The sequence below is a fragment of the Paenibacillus lupini genome (genome assembly GCF_011761355.1).
Lineage (GTDB): Bacteria > Bacillota > Bacilli > Paenibacillales > Paenibacillaceae > Pristimantibacillus > Pristimantibacillus lupini.
The window spans coordinates 120979-138734 of record NZ_JAASRW010000006.1 but is presented as its reverse complement, the minus strand read 5'-3'; the positions used below and the strand labels follow the sequence as shown (position 1 = coordinate 138734).

Below are 17756 nucleotides of genomic sequence, written 5' to 3'. Positions count from 1 at the left end.
ACGTATAATATACTTAGGAATTAAGAACACAAGCGCAAGTTTATAGAATTGAGGAGATTTTTATGGCTCAGCGGCTAGCCACAGAGTATGTAAGTGCCAAACTGCAATTGACGAGCGAAGAGATGAAGCAATTTATCCGTTTTTTCGATGACCAACAAGTTAGTATGAATGTGAAGGTACTCGATAACGGAAACCAGGAGCTGGTTCTCGAAGACGTAGCAGGGAAGGAAGAGGTTACACTGACGTTTGAACGTCAGCAGAACCACTATGTATGTGAACTCTCTTGCCGCCTGATTCACCCCAAACTGACTAACGCTATGCGTAAAGCGGTAACTGCTTTCCATGGAGACGCAGTTGTCAATCGGATCTACAGCCATTATACGATGATCTATCATTATACAAACGGCAGCGTCCGCAAAATCGTTGAAAGCACAGCTTCTGGCACACGGGTTGTATTCGAATACAAGGATACGCTTGGCCAATTAGAGCGTGTGTTCCGCAGCCGCTTGATCGAACGTGAGATTGAGCTGGTAAACAACGCAATTAACGAACTGCTTGATCTTCGAAATCAAACCAAGGATCGGTTGCAAATTGCCGGTATCGATGAAAGGCTATCGATGCTGACCCGCAAGCTGTTTGTTTTAGAAGCCTGACCGTCCTATTATCAAGACATGGAGCCGCTTAATACGGCTTCTTTTTTTTACATTTGTTCACGAAAAAAATAACAACGGGATGAATGCTGTGAATGGTACCTATCTCACTTCCGATACATACCTTGAATACGGGATTGGCATACCAAAAAGTTTTCGTATGTCCCGAAAAAAAACAGTTGCAATTCTCCCCAATAGATGTTATTTTTAATCTCGTTGAAAACATTGGTCTAAACAAAATAGGAACCAGGATTCACTCAGGACATGGTTATGTTGCGAGAGATTATTCCCTCGGGAAGTGAATGACGTAGGTCCTAGCGGATGAAATTTTTTTAAACATTTTATTCCTAGGAAGGGGGAACCGGAAGATGGAATATTCAACTTTCGGAAGACACGTTGCTGTTGATACTTGGGGGGGTAGACTTTGATCTACTGAACAATGCGGAATTTCTGCAAGCCCAAATGGTGGAGGCTGCTGAAGCATGCGGCGCGTCTGTACTATCGGTACAATCGAAACAATTTGAGCCTCAAGGAGCAACAGTGCTTGTACTGCTGTCGGAGAGTCACCTCTCGATTCACACGTATCCTGAGAAGGGATTTGCCGCTCTCGATTGCTACACATGCGGTGAAACCGTGGATCCACAGCTTGCAATTGACTACATGATCTCTGTATTGAAGCCTACAACGACTCATGCGAAGAAACTTGTTCGCGGTATGGGTGAGTTGAAGGTCGAAGAACCAATTATGAAACAAATTGAGCTTGTCTAAGCTATTAAATTGAAAAGATATAGAGATAACCATAGACTCCGGTCCATGGTTATTTTCTTTATATAAACAGGGAATAATGGCAAAGAGGGTTTTCAAACATTATTCATAAATGAAGACATTATGAAGGCATTTTCGTATGTCGAACTATGTTATAATCATTCTAACGTAAATTTAAGGAAAGGCAGGTGATCGCGCATGCACATTATCGTAGTCGGTTTGAACTATCGTACGGCTCCTGTAGAAGTAAGAGAACGGTTTGCTATAGCGGAGAAGGAATTGTCAGAAGCGCTCAAACAACTAATGAACACAAGCAGTATTATGGAGTGTGTCATTGTTGCGACCTGCAATCGTACTGAGCTGTATGCGGTAGTGGACAGACACCATTTGTGCGGACATTATATTCGCAGTTTTATGGAACAATGGTTCAAGCTGCCTAGACAGCAGTTCACGAGTCATTTATATATGTATGAAGATAACAAGGCTATTGAGCACTTATTCCGGGTGACAAGTGGTCTTGATTCTATGGTCATTGGCGAGACGCAAATACTCGGACAAGTGAAGGACGCATTTGCGCTGGCGCAGCAGCAGAAGACGACAGGGACATTATTTAACATGCTGTTCAAGCAAGCTGTTACGATGGCTAAGCGTGCCCATTCGGAAACTACGATTGGAGAATCGGCGGTTTCGGTCAGCTATGCAGCAGTTGAACTAGGCAAACGGATTTTTGGCCAATTTAGCAAGAAGACGGTTATGGTCATTGGCGCTGGTGAGACCGGCGAATTGACGGCTAAGCATCTGTATGCGAATGGTGCTGATCGAGTTATCGTCGTGAACCGGACTTATGAACGGGCAGCGCAGCTAGCCGAGAAGTTCAACGGTATCGCGAGCTCCATGGAGGATGCGGTTAACAAGCTCCATGAAGCAGATATTGTGATTAGCTCGACAGGTGCTGATGGATATGTATTAACACGCCAGGCTGTTGCAACGGCCATGAAGCGCCGTAAGTCGAAGCCGCTCTTTATGATTGATATCGCTGTTCCGCGTGACCTCGATCCCGGTATTGCTGCAGTCGAGAATGTGTTCTTATACGATATCGACGATTTGGAAGGCATTGTAGCGAGCAATCTCGAACAACGTCGGAAGGAAGCGGAGAAGATCGAAGCGATGATTGAACTAGAACGCGAACAGTTCGAACTATGGTACAAGACCCTAGGCGTTGTGCCGCTGATCCGTGCCTTGCAGACCAAGGCTGCTGATATTCATGAAGAGACGCTTAATAGTCTGACGAACAAGCTCCCTGATCTGGAGGAGCATGAGTTGAAAGTTATCCGCAAGCTGACGAAGAGCATTGTGAACCAGATGCTTCAAGATCCTATTTTGCGGATTAAAGAGATGGCTGGGGACAAACATTCGGAAGAAGCAATGGATATGTTCGTGAAGTTGTTTGCGCTTGAAGATGAACTGGCCCAGTCGAAACAAGAGGAAGCAAACACGGCGGCTGCGGAGAAAAAGAAAAACATGCCTGCACGTTCTGCTGCTTCGGCACTGGCGTCCATCCTTCGATAATAGCGCGCTACCCGAATAATCGCGAAGGGCGGCAAGGTGGAAGCTATGTTCTTAACGCAAAAATGGATATACGACGCGATACTTTATATATACGCCCTGAGCCTTCTGTTTTACTTCTCCGATTTCATGGATGCGAACCGGAGAGCAAAGCGGATTGGAACAGGGCTCCTTATTTTTGTATGGATATTACAAACGATCATACTTGTAAGTCGGCTTGTGACTCATTTTGAGACCTCAGCGATCTCATCCTTTGAGTATTGGCTAGGCTTCTCTTGGCTTCTTGTTACGATCTCACTTGTGATCAGTCAATTTTTCAAAATTGAATTTCTTGTCTTTCTTGTAAATATCGTAAGCTTCTCCGTGTTGGCCCTTAATCTCTACAGCCGGCCAGGAATGGATGAGCAGTTTGGTGTGTCCCAGGCGATGCGCGACTTGCTTCTTGTACATATTAGTCTGGTATTATGCGCTTATGCATCACTTACAATTGGCTCTATATTCGCAGGGATGTACTTGTTCCTGCACCGTCAGCTTAAAGGGAAGAGATGGACTCCCTTTACTCGAAGGCTGCCAAGCCTTGATAGGATTGAGCGGTTCTCGGACCGTGCTATTATTATCGGCGTACCGCTGCTGGCCCTGTCGTTATCCGTTGCGGTTACCGTGCTTTTGGCAGAAGGAAGGCCGCAGCTGCTGCTCGACTGGAAGGTCCTTACTTCGTTTGCGACTTTGATTTTTTATGTGAACTATATTATTCAAAGGGCGATGCTTAGACGTCCGGGCACTCAGCTCGCAAGACTTCATCTCATTGCATTTGTTATGTTGATTATTAATCTTTCATCCAGTTACTTATCGACCTTTCATTGAAAAAGGGGATGCGCATGTATCCAATAATGCTTCAGCTTCGAGGCGAACGTGTCGTTATGATCGGCGGCGGCCGTATCGCAGAACGAAAAGTAAAAGGCCTGCTAGAGGCGGGGGCAGATGGCGTGGTTCTCATTAGCTCACAGCTTACACCGGGCTTGCAGGATCTTGCTGCATGTGGATCCATTGAATGGCAAGGTCGTCCTTATCAATCTTCTGATGTCGAAGGTGCAAGGCTGCTGTTTGCTGCGACAGATGATTTAGAACTCAACCGTCGTATTGCGGAAGATAGCAGACGGGCCGGGGTACTAGTGAATACCGTTGATGAGGCGGAAGGCAGAGGCTTTGTTAATCCTGCGGTTGTACGGCGCGGGGATTTGCTTATCGCCGTCTCGGCTTCAGGAGCAAGCCCATCTTTATCTATCCGATTGAAGCGGGAGCTGGAGCAGCAATACGGCAGTGAATACACGGATAGTCTGGTGCAGCTTAGAAAGCTGCGTGACTATGTGAAAACTTCAGTCTCGGATGTGTTGGAACGTGAAATTTTGCTGCGGCTAGCTGCTGAAGAGGTACCGTTCGGGAGTGAAACCGAGAAGGATATGCAAGCTTGGACAGACAGCCTTCGAGCGAAGAGGCTTGAGGATGGACAACGGGAGGATAATCATAATGGAAAAAGCGAATAACGAACCACGCACAATCGTGGTTGGGACACGCCAAAGCGCATTAGCTTTGACTCAAACCGGGCAAGTTATTGATGAACTGAAGCGTATCAGCGCAAAGCATGGGTTCGATTATAAATTTGAAATTCGGAAAATTGTGACGAAAGGTGACCGCATTCTAGACGTTACTTTATCCAAGGTTGGCGGTAAAGGCTTGTTCGTTAAAGAGATTGAACAGGCCTTGCTTGATGGTGAGATTGATATGGCTGTGCACAGTATGAAGGATATGCCATACGAACTGCCCGAAGGACTAACTAACGGCGCAATACCGAAGCGTGTTGACCCACGCGATTGTCTCATTATGAAGCAAGGTGCTTCGCTTGATGATTTGCCGGAGGGAGCACGTGTAGGAACGAGCAGCCTTCGCCGCTCCAGCCAGCTTAAAAATATGCGTCCGGATCTTCAGCTTGATTCGATTCGCGGCAATATTGATTCCCGGATCCGTAAGCTGGAAACCGATGGCTTTGACGCCGTTATGCTTGCTGCTGCGGGTCTTACACGTATGGGATGGCAGGACCGGATCTCCGCTTATATTCCGGTAGATCTTTCTATACCGGCTGTTGGACAAGGCGCACTTGGCATTGAGTGCCGCGTTCAAGATAAAGCAGTTCGGGAATTACTTGATTTATTCAATGATACAGAAACTTCACTTGCCGTAAGAGCAGAGAGAAGCTTCCTTGGTGCACTAAACGGCGGCTGCCAAATTCCGATTGGTGCTTTTGCAGTGGTTCAGAAGAAGTCAGAAGACAGCTTCGAGAATGCAGAGCTGGAGCTGACGGGTATGGTAGGGTCCCCGAATGGAGAGGTTATGCTGAAGGAAATCCGGAAAGGAACGGATCCTGAGCAGCTTGGCCGCGACGTTGCAGATGCTCTGGTAGCTAGAGGTGCAGATCGCATTTTGGCAGAAATCGGGGAAAACATATGAATAAAGGGATCGTCTATTTAGTTGGCGCAGGACCGGGTGATCCGAAGCTGATTACAGTTCGTGGACTGGAATGTTTGAAAAGAAGTGATGTTGTTGTCTACGATCGTCTGGCTAGTCCTAGGCTTCTTCGTCATGTGAAGGAAGGCGCCCGCAAAATCTATGTGGGCAAACTGCCGGACCGCCATACGATGAAGCAGGAAGAAATCAACCAGCTGCTTGTTGATTTGGCGCTTGAAGGTCATACGGTTACAAGGCTGAAGGGCGGCGATCCGACGATATTCGGGCGTGTTGGCGAGGAAGCGGAATTGCTGCAGGACAATGGCATCACTTTTGAGATTGTGCCAGGCATTACATCAGCTATTGCGGTGCCTGCTTATGCAGGCATACCGGTTACCCATCGGGATCTTGCTTCTTCCTTATCGATTATAACGGGCCACGAAAGCCCGGATAAGCTTGACCGCTCTATTCATTGGGACAAAGTAACGAATGCAACAGGGACGCTTATATTCCTTATGGGCGTTGCCAAGATCGGCTATATCGCCGAGCAGCTGATCCGCCATGGCAAACCCGCTCATACACCAGTTGCCTTGATTCGATGGGGTACACGTGTTGAGCAGGAAACGATTGTTGGCACGTTGGAGTCGATTGAGCGAATCGTAAAAGAAGCGAATTTCCTGCCTCCTGCGGTTATCGTCGTTGGCGAGGTTGTGTTGCAGCGTGAAAAGCTGAAATGGTATGAGCAAAAGCCATTGTTTGGCGTACGCGTGCTTGTTACCCGTGCCAGAGCGCAGGCCAGTGATTTGGCTGACAGGATTGAGGAGCTTGGTGGTGAGCCTTGTGAGCTGCCTGTTATTGAAACGCGTGAGCCAAAGGATGAAGCTGTAGTTGCATCGATTCGTACAGCTCTAGCTGAAGCGGAGCAATATGACTGGATCATGTTCACTAGCGTGAACGGGGTTGATTATTTCTTTAACTGGTTGGCTCGATTTGATGTAGATATTCGTCGTTTCCATACCGCTCGAATTGCAGCTGTAGGTCCAAAGACAGCTGAAGCACTTCGGAAGCGGGGGCTTGGCGTTGTCCAACTGCCAGCCAAGTTCCAGGCAGAAGGTATGCTGGAGCAACTGGACTTGGAGCTTAAAGCGGGTGAAAAAGTTCTGCTGCCACGCGGCGATTTAGCACGTGAAATTTTGCCTCGGGAACTTGCAGAGAGAGGTCTTCTTCCAGTCGAGCTGAATGTATATGAGACCGTATTGGCAGATGATCAAGATGAACAGGCACTGGACTGGATCCGCAATCGGGAGATCCATGCGATTACGTTCACCAGCTCTTCAACGGTAATCAATCTGCTTGAGTTGCTGAAACGCAAAGGTATTGAAGACCCTGCTGGACACCTTGCAGGCATCGCTATCGCTAGTATTGGCCCGCTTACCACTCAGACGGCGGTGGAGGCAGGGCTTACGGTTACTATTGAGCCAGAAGAGGCAACGATAGATGCGCTAGTTGAGGCTCTCGTTCAACATCAAGTAACTATTCGCACGAATGTTAAGCATAGTAGAACAATTATTTAGAAATTATTTTTCATATCCATCAGGACCTTAGGACCGAGAATGAGGAGGAATTGATATGGCATTCCCAATTGTAAGACACCGCAGATTACGCCAGTCGGCCGCTATGCGCAGCATGGTTCGTGAGACTGTGCTGACAGCTAATGATTTTATTTATCCGATCTATGTGAAATACGGGACGAATATCAAAGAAGAGATCAGCTCGATGCCCGGGGTATACCGGTTCTCTCTTGATCTTCTGGAACAAGAAATTCGTGAGATTACATCACTTGGCATTCCATCGATTATGCTGTTTGGCCTGCCGGATCATAAAGATGCAGAAGGTACTTCGGCTTATGATCCTAACGGCATTGTTCAAGAAGCAACTCGTCTAATCAAGAAATGGGCACCTGAGCTTGTAGTGATGGCGGATACCTGTTTGTGCCAATTTACCGACCATGGACATTGCGGAATGGTACATCAGGATGAAGTGACAGGAACGGCTGTCGTGGATAACGATCCATCGCTTTCGCTGCTTGTTCGCACGGCTGTATCACAAGCAGAGGCTGGGGCTGACGTTATTGCTCCATCCAACATGATGGACGGCTTTGTTGCAGCTATTCGCGAAGGTCTTGATGAAGCGGGTTTTAGTCATGTTCCAATTTTGTCGTACTCGGTAAAATATGCTTCTGCCTTCTACGGACCTTTCCGCGATGCAGCCAAATCAACGCCGCAGTTCGGTGACCGCAAAACGTATCAGATGGACCCAGCTAATGCCCGTGAAGCACTTCGGGAAGCAGATTCTGATGTTACGGAAGGTGCGGACATGCTTATGGTGAAGCCTGCGCTGTCATATCTTGATATCGTTCGCCAACTGAGAGAGAACTTCGATCTTCCGATTGTTGCTTACAACGTAAGTGGAGAATATGCGATGGTCAAAGCTGCTGCGGCTAATGGCTGGATTGATGAACGTGCTATCGTTCTCGAGAAGCTGATTAGCATGAAGCGTGCAGGTGCAGATCTCATTATTACCTACCATGCGAAGGATGCTTCGCGCTGGCTGAGAGGAGAATAAGCGGATGAGTATTGGCAATAGACGTGATGATCGTTCAAGAGAGGCATTTGCCCGCGCAAAACAAGTACTTCCTGGCGGTGTGAACAGCCCGGTACGTGCTTTCAAATCAGTTGGTCTTAACCCGGTTTATATGGATCATGGCAAGGGAAGCCGTGTATATGACATAGATGGCAATAGTTATCTTGATTATGTCGGTTCATGGGGACCGCTTATTATGGGTCATGCTCATCCGGAAGTAATCGAAGCGATTAAGAAAACGGCTGAGAAGGGAACAAGTTTTGGCGCACCAACTGAGCTGGAAACGTTGATGGCTGAGCTGGTTGTAGAACGTGTTCCTTCGGTTGATATTGTCCGTATGGTTAACTCGGGTACGGAAGCGACAATGAGTGCGCTTCGTCTCGCTCGTGGTTACACGAAACGAAGCAAAATTCTGAAATTTGAAGGCTCCTATCATGGACATGCTGACAGCTTGCTGATTAAAGCAGGTTCAGGCGTGGCGACATTAGGCTTGCCGGACAGCCCTGGTGTACCGGAAAGTGTTGCCTCCCAAACGATTACGGTTCCTTATAATGATCTGGAATCTGCTAAACTTGCCTTCGAGAAGTTTGGCGAGGAAATTGCTTGTATTATCGTTGAGCCAATAGCGGGTAATATGGGTGTTGTACCTCCGCTGCCTGGCTTCCTGCAAGGACTACGTGAGCTGACGGAGCAATACGGCAGCCTGTTGATATTCGATGAAGTAATGACCGGCTTCCGTGTCCATTATAACTGTGCACAAGGACTTTATGGTGTGACACCTGACCTTACCTGCTTCGGTAAAGTCATTGGCGGCGGCCTTCCGGTTGGTGCTTATGGCGGTAAACGTGAGATTATGGAAATGATCGCTCCAAGCGGCCCGATCTACCAAGCCGGTACGCTATCGGGTAACCCGCTTGCTATGGCAGCAGGTTATACAACGCTTAAGTTGCTGACGAAAGAGACATATGAGCTTCTGGAGCGTCAAGCCGTTAAGCTTCAGCTTGGCTTCGAGAGTAATGCGGAGAAGCATGGCATTGCCAGTACGATTAACCGTGTCGGTTCAATGGTATGTCCATTCTTTACGGAAACCCATGTTATTAACTTCGAGACAGCGAAGACATCAAATCTTGAACAGTTCAGAAAATATTTCTCGGCTATGCTTGATCTTGGCGTAAGCATCGCTCCTTCACAATTTGAGGGAATGTTTGTGTCTGCCGTCCATTCGGACGAAGATATTAAAGCGACAATTGCAGCGCATGACGAGGCGTTTGGCAGCTTATAAGAACGAAAAGCTTATGCTTACGAAGTAAGAATCACTACAAGCAGTCTTAGTATAGGCCGCTTATGTAGTAATCCTTTTAAGGAGATCTAATAATCCATGCAAAAGCATCCTTACCGGCGCGTAGGGCAATGGCTGGAGCTTCACCCGGCAGATCTGCTGGGTGGGCAAGGCAAGGATTCGGATTCCACACAGCAAACGGAGCTGATCTCCATACCGGAGGCCGGCAGTCACCCGCATCTTCTGCGGCAATGGCTGCTGGCCCGTTCTGTATTTCCGGCAAAATGGATAAATCGTTTGTTCTCCGTTGGTGGTATTCGATGGGAAGGGGAGGCAATCCGCCTTCTTGCATTTCCTGCTGTAGATCCTGCCGCTGATCCATTGTACTGCAAAGCGCAAAATAATAAAGACGATGTTCAAGTGTTGTATGAAGATGATTTTTGTCTTGTTATGAATAAACCTGCAGGAATGCCCGTTCATGAATCTTACTCCGGGCAGACCGGTACGCTGGACCAGGCGGCTGCACACTGGCTGCTGAAGGCAGGTGACCCAGTGCTTGTCCGGCATATTCATCGTCTTGATGACGATACTTCAGGTCCGGTGCTATATGCGAAGAATGATCTAGCACAATGGGTACTCGATGAAGCGATGCGAGAGAAGCGGATTGATCGCCGTTATCTGGCCATTGTACATGGCAAACTTACGAAATCTTCCGGTACGATTCGAGCATCGATCGGCAAGGACCGCCATCATTCCTCCAGGCGTATGGTGACTCCAAGCGGGGATACAGCAGTCACGCATTTTGAGGCGGTTCAGACGTATCCGCAGGTCTCTCTTGTTCGATTACAGCTGGAGACAGGCAGGACCCATCAAATTCGGGTGCATATGAGCCATATCGGTCATCCCCTTGTTGGAGACAAGCTTTACGGAGGCGATTCAAGGCTGCTGCTACATCAAGCTTTGCATGGAGAACGGCTGATTTTCCCTCATCCATGGACTGGAGAAATGGTTCAGGTACAAGCACCGGAGCCTGTTTGGCTGATGTCGCTGCTTGACAAGCTGGCCGGCCGGACAAATTGATAGTCATGCTCCTTATTTCCTCGCCATATAGATAGTAGTGAATGTAACTTTAGCCCAAGCTTTATGCATTTGCTATCTATTATTCAGGTAATAGGGAGGGAGGACATCGCGTGACGGATCAATCCAAGGGACTGCGATTTGATTTGTATGAGCGTATTCACTTGCCGGATGAAGTAGCGGCGATTGACGAACTGGAGGAGATTGAGCTTACTCCGCGTATTCAGGTGGTCGAGCAGGGGGATCATGCGGTACTAAGAGGACAGCTGCTCTTAAATGGTGTGTATCGCGGCCAAACCGATGGAGGCAGCCTGCAGACGCTGGAGCATTGGATCCCAGTGGAGATTACACTGCCGCTTAACCGTGTATCCAGGCTCGATGATATTTCGGTAGAGATCGATAACTTTGACGTCGATTTATTGTCCGCTCGGACATTAAATGTGACTGGCGTCTTGTCGCTCAGGGGCATTCTTGTAGAACCGCTTCCGGATGCTGATGAAGCCTGGCGTGAGGAGCCGATTACCGCTCTGCATGAACGCGAAGCTTCAGAGGATGAATTTCCAATTGAAGCTGCGAACCCTGGACAGGATGATTGGCAGTCCGTAACGCAGCAGCCTTATTTTACAGGCTTTGCAGGTCAGTTACCGAATGCTCAGCGTGCAGAAGAGACGTCGTTTGAGGATGAAGAAGAGGCGGAGGCGGAAGAGGAAGATGAGAACTTCGAAGCCTTTGAGGAAGCAGAGCAGGATGAAGTAGAGGCTGATGATTCCGCTGAGGAAGCGGAAGCTTCTGTGACGATTTCGGCATCCCCGAGGGATGGCGGCTGGTCAGCATCGCAATGGTTCCAATCCAATCAGCCTGCTGCTAATCAGCCTATTGAACAGCCATTCCAGTCGGCTGCGCCAGCCCAGCCTCCACAAGTGGAGCAGCGGGACAATACTTACGCTTCAGAGCAGGAAGATCAAGATGAGGATGAATGGCAGGAGCCATTTGAGGAGGAAGCAGCACAAAGTCCTGACCAATCCTTTGCATCCTTTGCTCAAAATTCTTCAAGCGAGCCCGATTGGAATGTTCAATCGGAGTCGTCTCGTATACCAGATAACGACAAGCAAGAGATTCGAATTGGAGTAGGAAGCAAGCAGCCGGAGGCTGATCCGGAACAGGCACCTAATGTCGGACTGATGACGCTGCTTCAGACGAGCAGACGTGAGCAGGCAGCCCGCCAAGTGGCGGAGCAGGTAGCGGCAAAGCAGGCCGAGCAAGAGAAAAGCCGCTCATCCGGCGATGAGATTGAGTGGAAAACTCTCTTCCTGAATAAGCAGTCGGATGAAAATGAATTCCGCAAAATCCGGGTCTGCATTGTGCAAAGAGACGAGACACTGGAATCGATCGCGGTAAGGTACAGCTTAAATCCACGTGAGATTCTGCTCTACAACGGCTTGAACGAGTCTTCCGTTGCAGAGGGACAACTGCTGTATATCCCATAAGTTTTTAACCTAATTGAAAATAAGAGGCTTTCCCATCGTCATCTTAATGACTTTGAGACAGCCTCTTATTTTTGTGTGGATTTGGGAAGAGGGATAACGTGTCGTCACTATTCTAACGAACCATAGAATGCTTATTTGGCTAAAAACAGCAGCTTCAAGAATCTAACGAATCCTGATATCGCTATCTGTCTAGATTGTGGAAAAATGATGGTCATATGCGGAGAATAGCGTTATGAGGATTCGTTAGCCGTGAAGCGAATGGATTTTCCCCTCCAATACAAGTAAAAGAGGTGACAAGTTTGCCACCTCTTCCGTAATCATTCCTCTAGTTGATATGCAGTTTGTATTATCGCGCGAACAGCGGGTTAATGAATGTTCCGCAATAATTGTCAGCGATTTGTTCGATCGAGTAGCCCAGAACCCTGGAGTAGTAGATCAGTGATTCCGGAGCCATCGCACTGATCAGCGTATGTGCCGTAAATTCAGGAGTGAGTGGGATAATCTCGTTTTTGCTCAGAGCTTCTTCTAGTAGGGCGACATAGATGCTGTTCAATTGTAAATAGTTTGGACTTTCAAAAAAGTTCATATCATCCGGCTTGCAGGGCTTGCTGATCTTAATGACATTAAGCCAAACCAGCTGTTCATTAGAAAAATACAGCAGACGCCGAAAAACGGAGGTCAGTCTTTGCTGAACCGTCAGCTCCTTCATGGATTCGAGCATGATAGTGATTTCCTCTATCAAGCTCTCGAATATATCATTCATTAGATCCATACATAAGTCGGATTTATTCGCATAACGCCGATACAGCGTACCTTGTCCAATCTGAGTAGATTTAGCAATTTGGTGCATGCTGACTGCTTCGACGCCGTGTTCGGCGAAAAGGGACCTGGCGGTTTGCAAAATCATCTTGCTAACCTCTTGCGAGTCCTTCTTTTTATCGGTCATGCGCGCACCCTCCATTTCATGCAAATTATTAAGAAAAAATAAACAGAGCAAGGCTGTATTGACAACCGGACAATTGTCCGGTATCATACGTTAGCGGACAATTGTCCGCAGTCGGCTTGCACCTAACCCATTTTACTGCTGCTTCATAAATAGGTCAAGACGCCGTAAGGCTAGATACAGATAGAAGTATAATTTAGGAGGAGAGAAATTAATGACTGAAGTAAATGCAACAAACAACTCCATGTCTATCAAATCCATTATGGTGCCGCTTCTGGCTATCATTGTGGGTATGTTCATGGTTATTCTTGATGGTACGGCAATGAACGTAGCGATTCCTAAGCTGCGTGACGATTTTGGAGGAGCGTCTCTGTCGCTCGTGCAATGGACCGTTACGGGCTATGCACTTGCACAAGCAGCCGTAATTCCGCTCGCTGGCTGGTTATCCGACCGTTTTGGAGCGAAGCAGATTTATTTGACTTCGATCGTTTTATTTACAATTGGTTCTGCGTTGTGTGCGCTCGCGACTAATGCTGAACAATTGATTATTTATCGTATTATTCAAGGCCTTGGCGGTGGTATGGTTGCTCCAATCGCAATGGCATTTACTTATCGCTTAAGCCCTCCGGGCAAACAAGGTGCGGTAATGGGCATGATCGGTATTCCTATGCTGCTTGCTCCTGCACTTGGACCCGTACTTGCCGGCTGGCTTGTTGACTACGTAACTTGGCACTGGATTTTTATTATCAATATCCCTGTTGGTGCGGTAGCGGTCTTCCTTGGTCTTCGTACATTGCCGGCTTTGGCACGCCAATCCGTTCCACAGCTTGATCTTCTTGGCATGATCTTTGCACCACTTGCCTTTGCAGGTCTCGCATACGGTGTAAGTGAAGGCGGTACAGACTGGGGCTCTACGAAAACGTTGACCGGTCTAATTGTTGGCGGCGTGTCCCTTATTATCTTTATTATCGTTGAATTGAACCGTAAGCAGCCTTTGCTGGAACTTCGTGTATTCAAATCCCCGGATTTCTCCAAAGGTATCGTTGTTCAATGGGTTTCGCAAATTGCTCTCTTTGGTACCTTGTTCTTGTTCCCGTTGTTCTTGCAAACAGCGAAAGGTTACTCCGCTCTTGATACGGGCTTGATCTTGCTTCCGCAAGCACTGGCAGCTGCGATCTTTATGCCTATTGGCGGGAAACTGTTTGACAAGATTGGTGCTCGTCCGCTTGTTATGAGTGGTCTTGCGATTGTTACGATTGGCGCATTCCTGCTTTCTAATATTTCGGCCGATGCAACAGTAGGCACTTATATTCTTCCTTTGATTTTGCTTGGAGCGGGTATGGGCCTTTCGATGATGCCGCTTAATACACATATTATTCAAGCAGCACCTCCTGAGCTGGTCGGCCGTGTTACATCCCTTACAAGTGCTGCCCAGCAGGTTATGACTTCCTTTGCGGTAGCAGGCCTTGCAACGATTCTGGCTCGGCGCACGGAGCATTATATGGCGTCGGAAGGCATTACGAATCCTGCTGACATTACACCAGCTATTGCGTCGCATATTGCTTCTGCTTCTTATGGCGACACGTTCCTGATCTTAACGATCGTTGGTGTTGTGGGTACTTTGGTTGGTTTCCTGCTGTCGAAGCCTAAGCGTGCGGTTGGCAAAGATGCAGAAAAAGCAGAAATGCCAATGATGATGGGTCACTAATAGGCGTAGTCACAAGTTGACTTTCGAGGACATCTTGGATAAAATATGCTATATCTGATTTTTTTCAACATATATTGACGTTGAAGGGGAAGAGTTAGCAGCCAAGCCTTCAGAGAGCGGGACTGTAACGCTGAAAGGTGCCGCAGGAATTTACTGCTATGCTTGTCGCCCCGGAGTTGCTTGAATGAAGCGGTTTCCGTTATTTCGAGCCGGCCACAGCCGTTATCTGTTTGAGTGCCGTGCTTATTTTTTGAGCGCGGAACAAAGGTGGTACCACGGAAGATAACCTTTCGTCCTTTGCTATAAGGGCGGAAGGTTTTTTTGTATTTCTATCCAAGCAATGACAAGAGTGGTAATGCTTACGAAGTAAAATTGTATGCACAATTTTTTTAGAGCAAATGCTTACGAAGCATGAATTACCACAATGGTTAATGGTTTACCTTTGGTATGGCAATTCATTTTAGGAGGATGTAAAGATGTCAGACAAGACAACGATGCCGACGACTTATGATCCGAAGGCTGCCGAGCAGAAATGGTATGATTTCTGGCAGCAGGGTCAATTTTTCAAGGCGGGCCAGCGCCCGGAAGCAGAACCATTTACAATTGTAATTCCGCCGCCGAACGTAACAGGGATGCTGCATATCGGGCATGCGCTCGATTTTACCCTTCAGGATATTATTATTCGTACGAAACGGATGCAGGGCTTTGATACACTCTGGCTGCCTGGTACCGATCATGCGGGTATCGCAACTCAAACCAAGGTAGAACAGAAGCTGCGCGAGCAGGGACTGAGCCGTTATGACCTTGGCCGTGAGAAGTTCCTTGAGCAAGTATGGGACTGGAAAGAGCTTTATGCGAACACAATCCGTGAACAATGGGGCAAGATGGGACTGTCTCTGGACTACTCTCGCGAACGTTTTACATTGGATGAAGGCTTGTCCAAGGCAGTTCGTGAAGTATTCGTTCGTTTGCATGAGAAAGGCTTGATCTACCGAGGCAAAAAAATCATCAACTGGGATCCAGCAGCACGGACAGCTTTGTCCGATATTGAAGTTGAGCACAAAGAGCTGAACGGTCATCTGTATCATCTGCAATATCCGCTCAAAGACGGCAGCGGATATATTACCGTTGCAACAACTCGTCCAGAGACGATGCTTGGCGATACAGCTGTAGCTGTTCATCCGGAAGACGAGCGCTACAAGCATCTGATTGGCCAAATGATCATATTGCCAGTTGTTAACCGTGAAATTCCGATCATAGCTGATGAATACGTAGAGAGTGACTTTGGATCCGGTGCGGTTAAAATTACGCCTGCACATGATCCTAATGACTTCGAGGTTGGTCTTCGTCATGATCTGCCGCAAATTATTGTTATGGATGAGACAGGCACAATGAATGAGCATGCCGGTCCTTATCAAGGCTTGGATCGTGCAGACTGCCGTAAACAGCTTGTGAAAGATCTGCAGGAGCAAGGCGTTTGTATCCGTATTGAGGACCATGTCCATCAAGTCGGCCATAGCGAGCGCAGCGGCGCAGTAGTTGAGCCTTACTTGTCGACACAATGGTTCGTGGCCATGAAGCCACTTGCTGAGCGTGCTATTGAAGCACAGAAGGCTGGCAATGGTGTTAACTTTGTACCAGATCGCTTCGAAAAAATTTATTTGAACTGGATTGAGAATGTCCGCGATTGGTGTATTTCCCGTCAACTATGGTGGGGTCACCGTATTCCGGCTTGGTATTGCGAGTCATGTGGTGAAATGCATGTTGCCCTTGAAGATGTAACTGCCTGCTCGGCTTGTGGAAGCACATCGCTCCGTCAGGATGAAGATGTTCTGGATACTTGGTTCAGCTCTGGTCTGTGGCCGTTCTCGACACTTGGCTGGCCGGAAGAAACGGAAGACTTCAAACGTTATTACCCGACCAATGTTCTCGTAACGGGTTATGATATCGTCTATTTCTGGGTAGCGCGTATGATCTTTACAGCTCTTGAGTTCACGGATCAAATTCCATTCAAGGATGTATTAATGCATGGTCTTGTTCGTGATGCTGAAGGCCGCAAAATGTCCAAGTCGCTTGGCAACGGTATTGACCCGCTTGATGTTATCGAGAATTATGGTGCAGATGCCATGCGTTATATGATCTCGACTAGCAGTACGCCAGGGCAGGATTTGCGTTTCCGTCTTGAGAAGGTCGAGCAAGCACGTAACTTTGCAAACAAGATTTGGAATGCCTCACGCTTTGCGTTAATGAACCTGGAAGATTTCTCGGCTGCGGATATTGATATCAAGAGCAATCTTGGTACGGCAGAGCGCTGGATTCTCCATCGTTTGAATGAAACGGTACGTGAAGTAACTCGTCTGATTGACAGCTATGAATTTGGCGAAACAGGCCGAATTCTCTATAACTTCATTTGGGATGATCTTTGTGACTGGTACATTGAGTTTGCGAAGCTGAACCTTTATGGTACAGATGAGCAGGCAAAACGTGCGACACAATCGGTACTCGCTTATGTCCTTGACCGTACACAGCGCCTGATCCATCCGTTTATGCCATATATCAGCGAAGAGATTTGGCAGCATCTGCCGCATGAAGGCGAATCTATTACGGTTGCAGCATGGCCGCTGTATGACGAAGCGCTTGAAGCGCCTGAAGCAGTGAAAGAGATGGAGTTGCTGATGGATATCATCCGTGCGGTGCGTAACGTTCGTGCAGAAGTAAATGTGCCGATGAGTAAAAAGGTAGAACTGCTGATCAAACCTTCAGGAGAAGCTGAAGCTGCTATCGTCAGCCGCAATGAAGAATTCGTAAGACGCTTCTGCGGCACTTCATTGCTGGAGACAGGTGTTGCAATTGCTGCTCCTGACAAAGCGATGACCGCGATCGTTACTGGTGCTGAGCTTTATCTTCCGCTTGCCGGCTTGATCGATATTTCGCAAGAGATCACACGCCTCGAGAAAGAGGTAGCTACACTTAACTCCGAAGTAGAGCGTGTCGAGAAGAAGCTTAATAACGAAGGTTTTGTAGCGAAAGCGCCTGCTAAAGTAATTGAAGAAGAACGTGCTAAAATGATGGACTATGCTGACAAACGTGACAAGGTGCTTGCGAGAATCGCCGAATTACGCAGCTAATGATCTGA

13 protein-coding genes, 1 pseudogene and 1 other annotated feature are annotated in these 17756 nt (G+C 47.7%); of the genes and pseudogenes, 13 read left to right on the top strand and 1 reads right to left on the bottom strand.

Annotation, left to right across the window (positions count from 1 at the left end; genetic code table 11):
* The first annotated feature begins 62 nt into the window (after nucleotides 1-62).
* The 11 genes and pseudogenes from FHS17_RS19890 (at nucleotide 63) to FHS17_RS31125 (ending at nucleotide 11969) form a co-directional block, all read left to right on the top strand.
* Complete coding sequence (locus tag FHS17_RS19890; protein ID WP_167280195.1) at nucleotides 63-653, top strand: non-ribosomal peptide synthetase module; 591 nt, start codon at nucleotides 63-65, stop codon at nucleotides 651-653.
* A 365-nt stretch (nucleotides 654-1018) separates the two neighbouring features.
* A pseudogene (gene speD / locus FHS17_RS19885) lies at nucleotides 1019-1418 on the top strand (adenosylmethionine decarboxylase).
* Between the two features lie 195 nt (nucleotides 1419-1613).
* Nucleotides 1614-2984 carry a glutamyl-tRNA reductase gene (gene hemA, locus FHS17_RS19880; protein WP_167280194.1) on the top strand — a complete coding sequence of 457 codons (1371 nt, stop codon included), beginning with the start codon at nucleotides 1614-1616 and terminating at the stop codon, nucleotides 2982-2984.
* A gap of 45 nt (nucleotides 2985-3029) precedes the next feature.
* Entirely contained in the window at nucleotides 3030-3845 is an 816-nt protein-coding gene (locus tag FHS17_RS19875) for a cytochrome C assembly family protein (protein WP_167280193.1), read from the top strand.
* Between the two features lie 14 nt (nucleotides 3846-3859).
* Complete coding sequence (locus FHS17_RS19870) at nucleotides 3860-4525, top strand: precorrin-2 dehydrogenase/sirohydrochlorin ferrochelatase family protein (protein ID WP_167280192.1); 666 nt, start codon at nucleotides 3860-3862, stop codon at nucleotides 4523-4525.
* Complete coding sequence (hemC, locus tag FHS17_RS19865) at nucleotides 4509-5486, top strand: hydroxymethylbilane synthase (protein ID WP_167280191.1); 978 nt, start codon at nucleotides 4509-4511, stop codon at nucleotides 5484-5486. Before FHS17_RS19870 ends, hemC begins: the two co-directional genes overlap by 17 nt.
* Nucleotides 5483-7057 carry a uroporphyrinogen-III C-methyltransferase gene (cobA, locus tag FHS17_RS19860; protein WP_167280190.1) on the top strand — a complete coding sequence of 525 codons (1575 nt, stop codon included), beginning with the start codon at nucleotides 5483-5485 and terminating at the stop codon, nucleotides 7055-7057. The genes hemC and cobA overlap by 4 nt, the downstream gene beginning before the upstream one ends.
* Before the next feature lie 55 nt (nucleotides 7058-7112).
* Nucleotides 7113-8108 (top strand): porphobilinogen synthase, encoded by a 996-nt coding sequence (hemB, locus tag FHS17_RS19855; protein WP_167280189.1) that lies wholly within the window; start codon nucleotides 7113-7115, stop codon nucleotides 8106-8108.
* A 4-nt stretch (nucleotides 8109-8112) separates the two neighbouring features.
* Entirely contained in the window at nucleotides 8113-9408 is a 1296-nt protein-coding gene (hemL, locus tag FHS17_RS19850) for a glutamate-1-semialdehyde 2,1-aminomutase (RefSeq protein WP_167280188.1), read from the top strand.
* Nucleotides 9409-9504: 96 nt separating this feature from the next.
* The gene (locus FHS17_RS19845; protein ID WP_167280187.1) at nucleotides 9505-10485 is read left to right on the top strand and encodes an RluA family pseudouridine synthase; all 981 of its coding nucleotides are present in this window, start codon (nucleotides 9505-9507) and stop codon (nucleotides 10483-10485) included.
* Between the two features lie 110 nt (nucleotides 10486-10595).
* Nucleotides 10596-11969: a LysM peptidoglycan-binding domain-containing protein gene (locus tag FHS17_RS31125; protein WP_167280186.1), complete on the top strand. Its 1374-nt coding sequence runs from the start codon at nucleotides 10596-10598 to the stop codon at nucleotides 11967-11969.
* A 346-nt stretch (nucleotides 11970-12315) separates the two neighbouring features.
* Here FHS17_RS31125 and FHS17_RS19835 read toward each other — a convergent pair whose 3' ends face one another.
* Entirely contained in the window at nucleotides 12316-12915 is a 600-nt protein-coding gene (locus tag FHS17_RS19835) for a TetR/AcrR family transcriptional regulator (protein ID WP_167280185.1), read from the bottom strand.
* Between the two features lie 211 nt (nucleotides 12916-13126).
* Between FHS17_RS19835 and FHS17_RS19830 the strand changes: the two genes are divergently transcribed.
* Both FHS17_RS19830 and FHS17_RS19825 read left to right on the top strand, forming a co-directional pair.
* A complete protein-coding gene (locus tag FHS17_RS19830; protein ID WP_167280184.1) occupies nucleotides 13127-14620 on the top strand; it encodes an MDR family MFS transporter in 1494 nt (497 codons plus the stop codon).
* A 71-nt stretch (nucleotides 14621-14691) separates the two neighbouring features.
* Nucleotides 14692-14921: a binding site (T-box leader), on the top strand.
* Between the two features lie 175 nt (nucleotides 14922-15096).
* Nucleotides 15097-17748 (top strand): valine--tRNA ligase, encoded by a 2652-nt coding sequence (locus FHS17_RS19825; protein ID WP_167280183.1) that lies wholly within the window; start codon nucleotides 15097-15099, stop codon nucleotides 17746-17748.
* The last annotated feature ends 8 nt before the right edge of the window (nucleotides 17749-17756 follow it).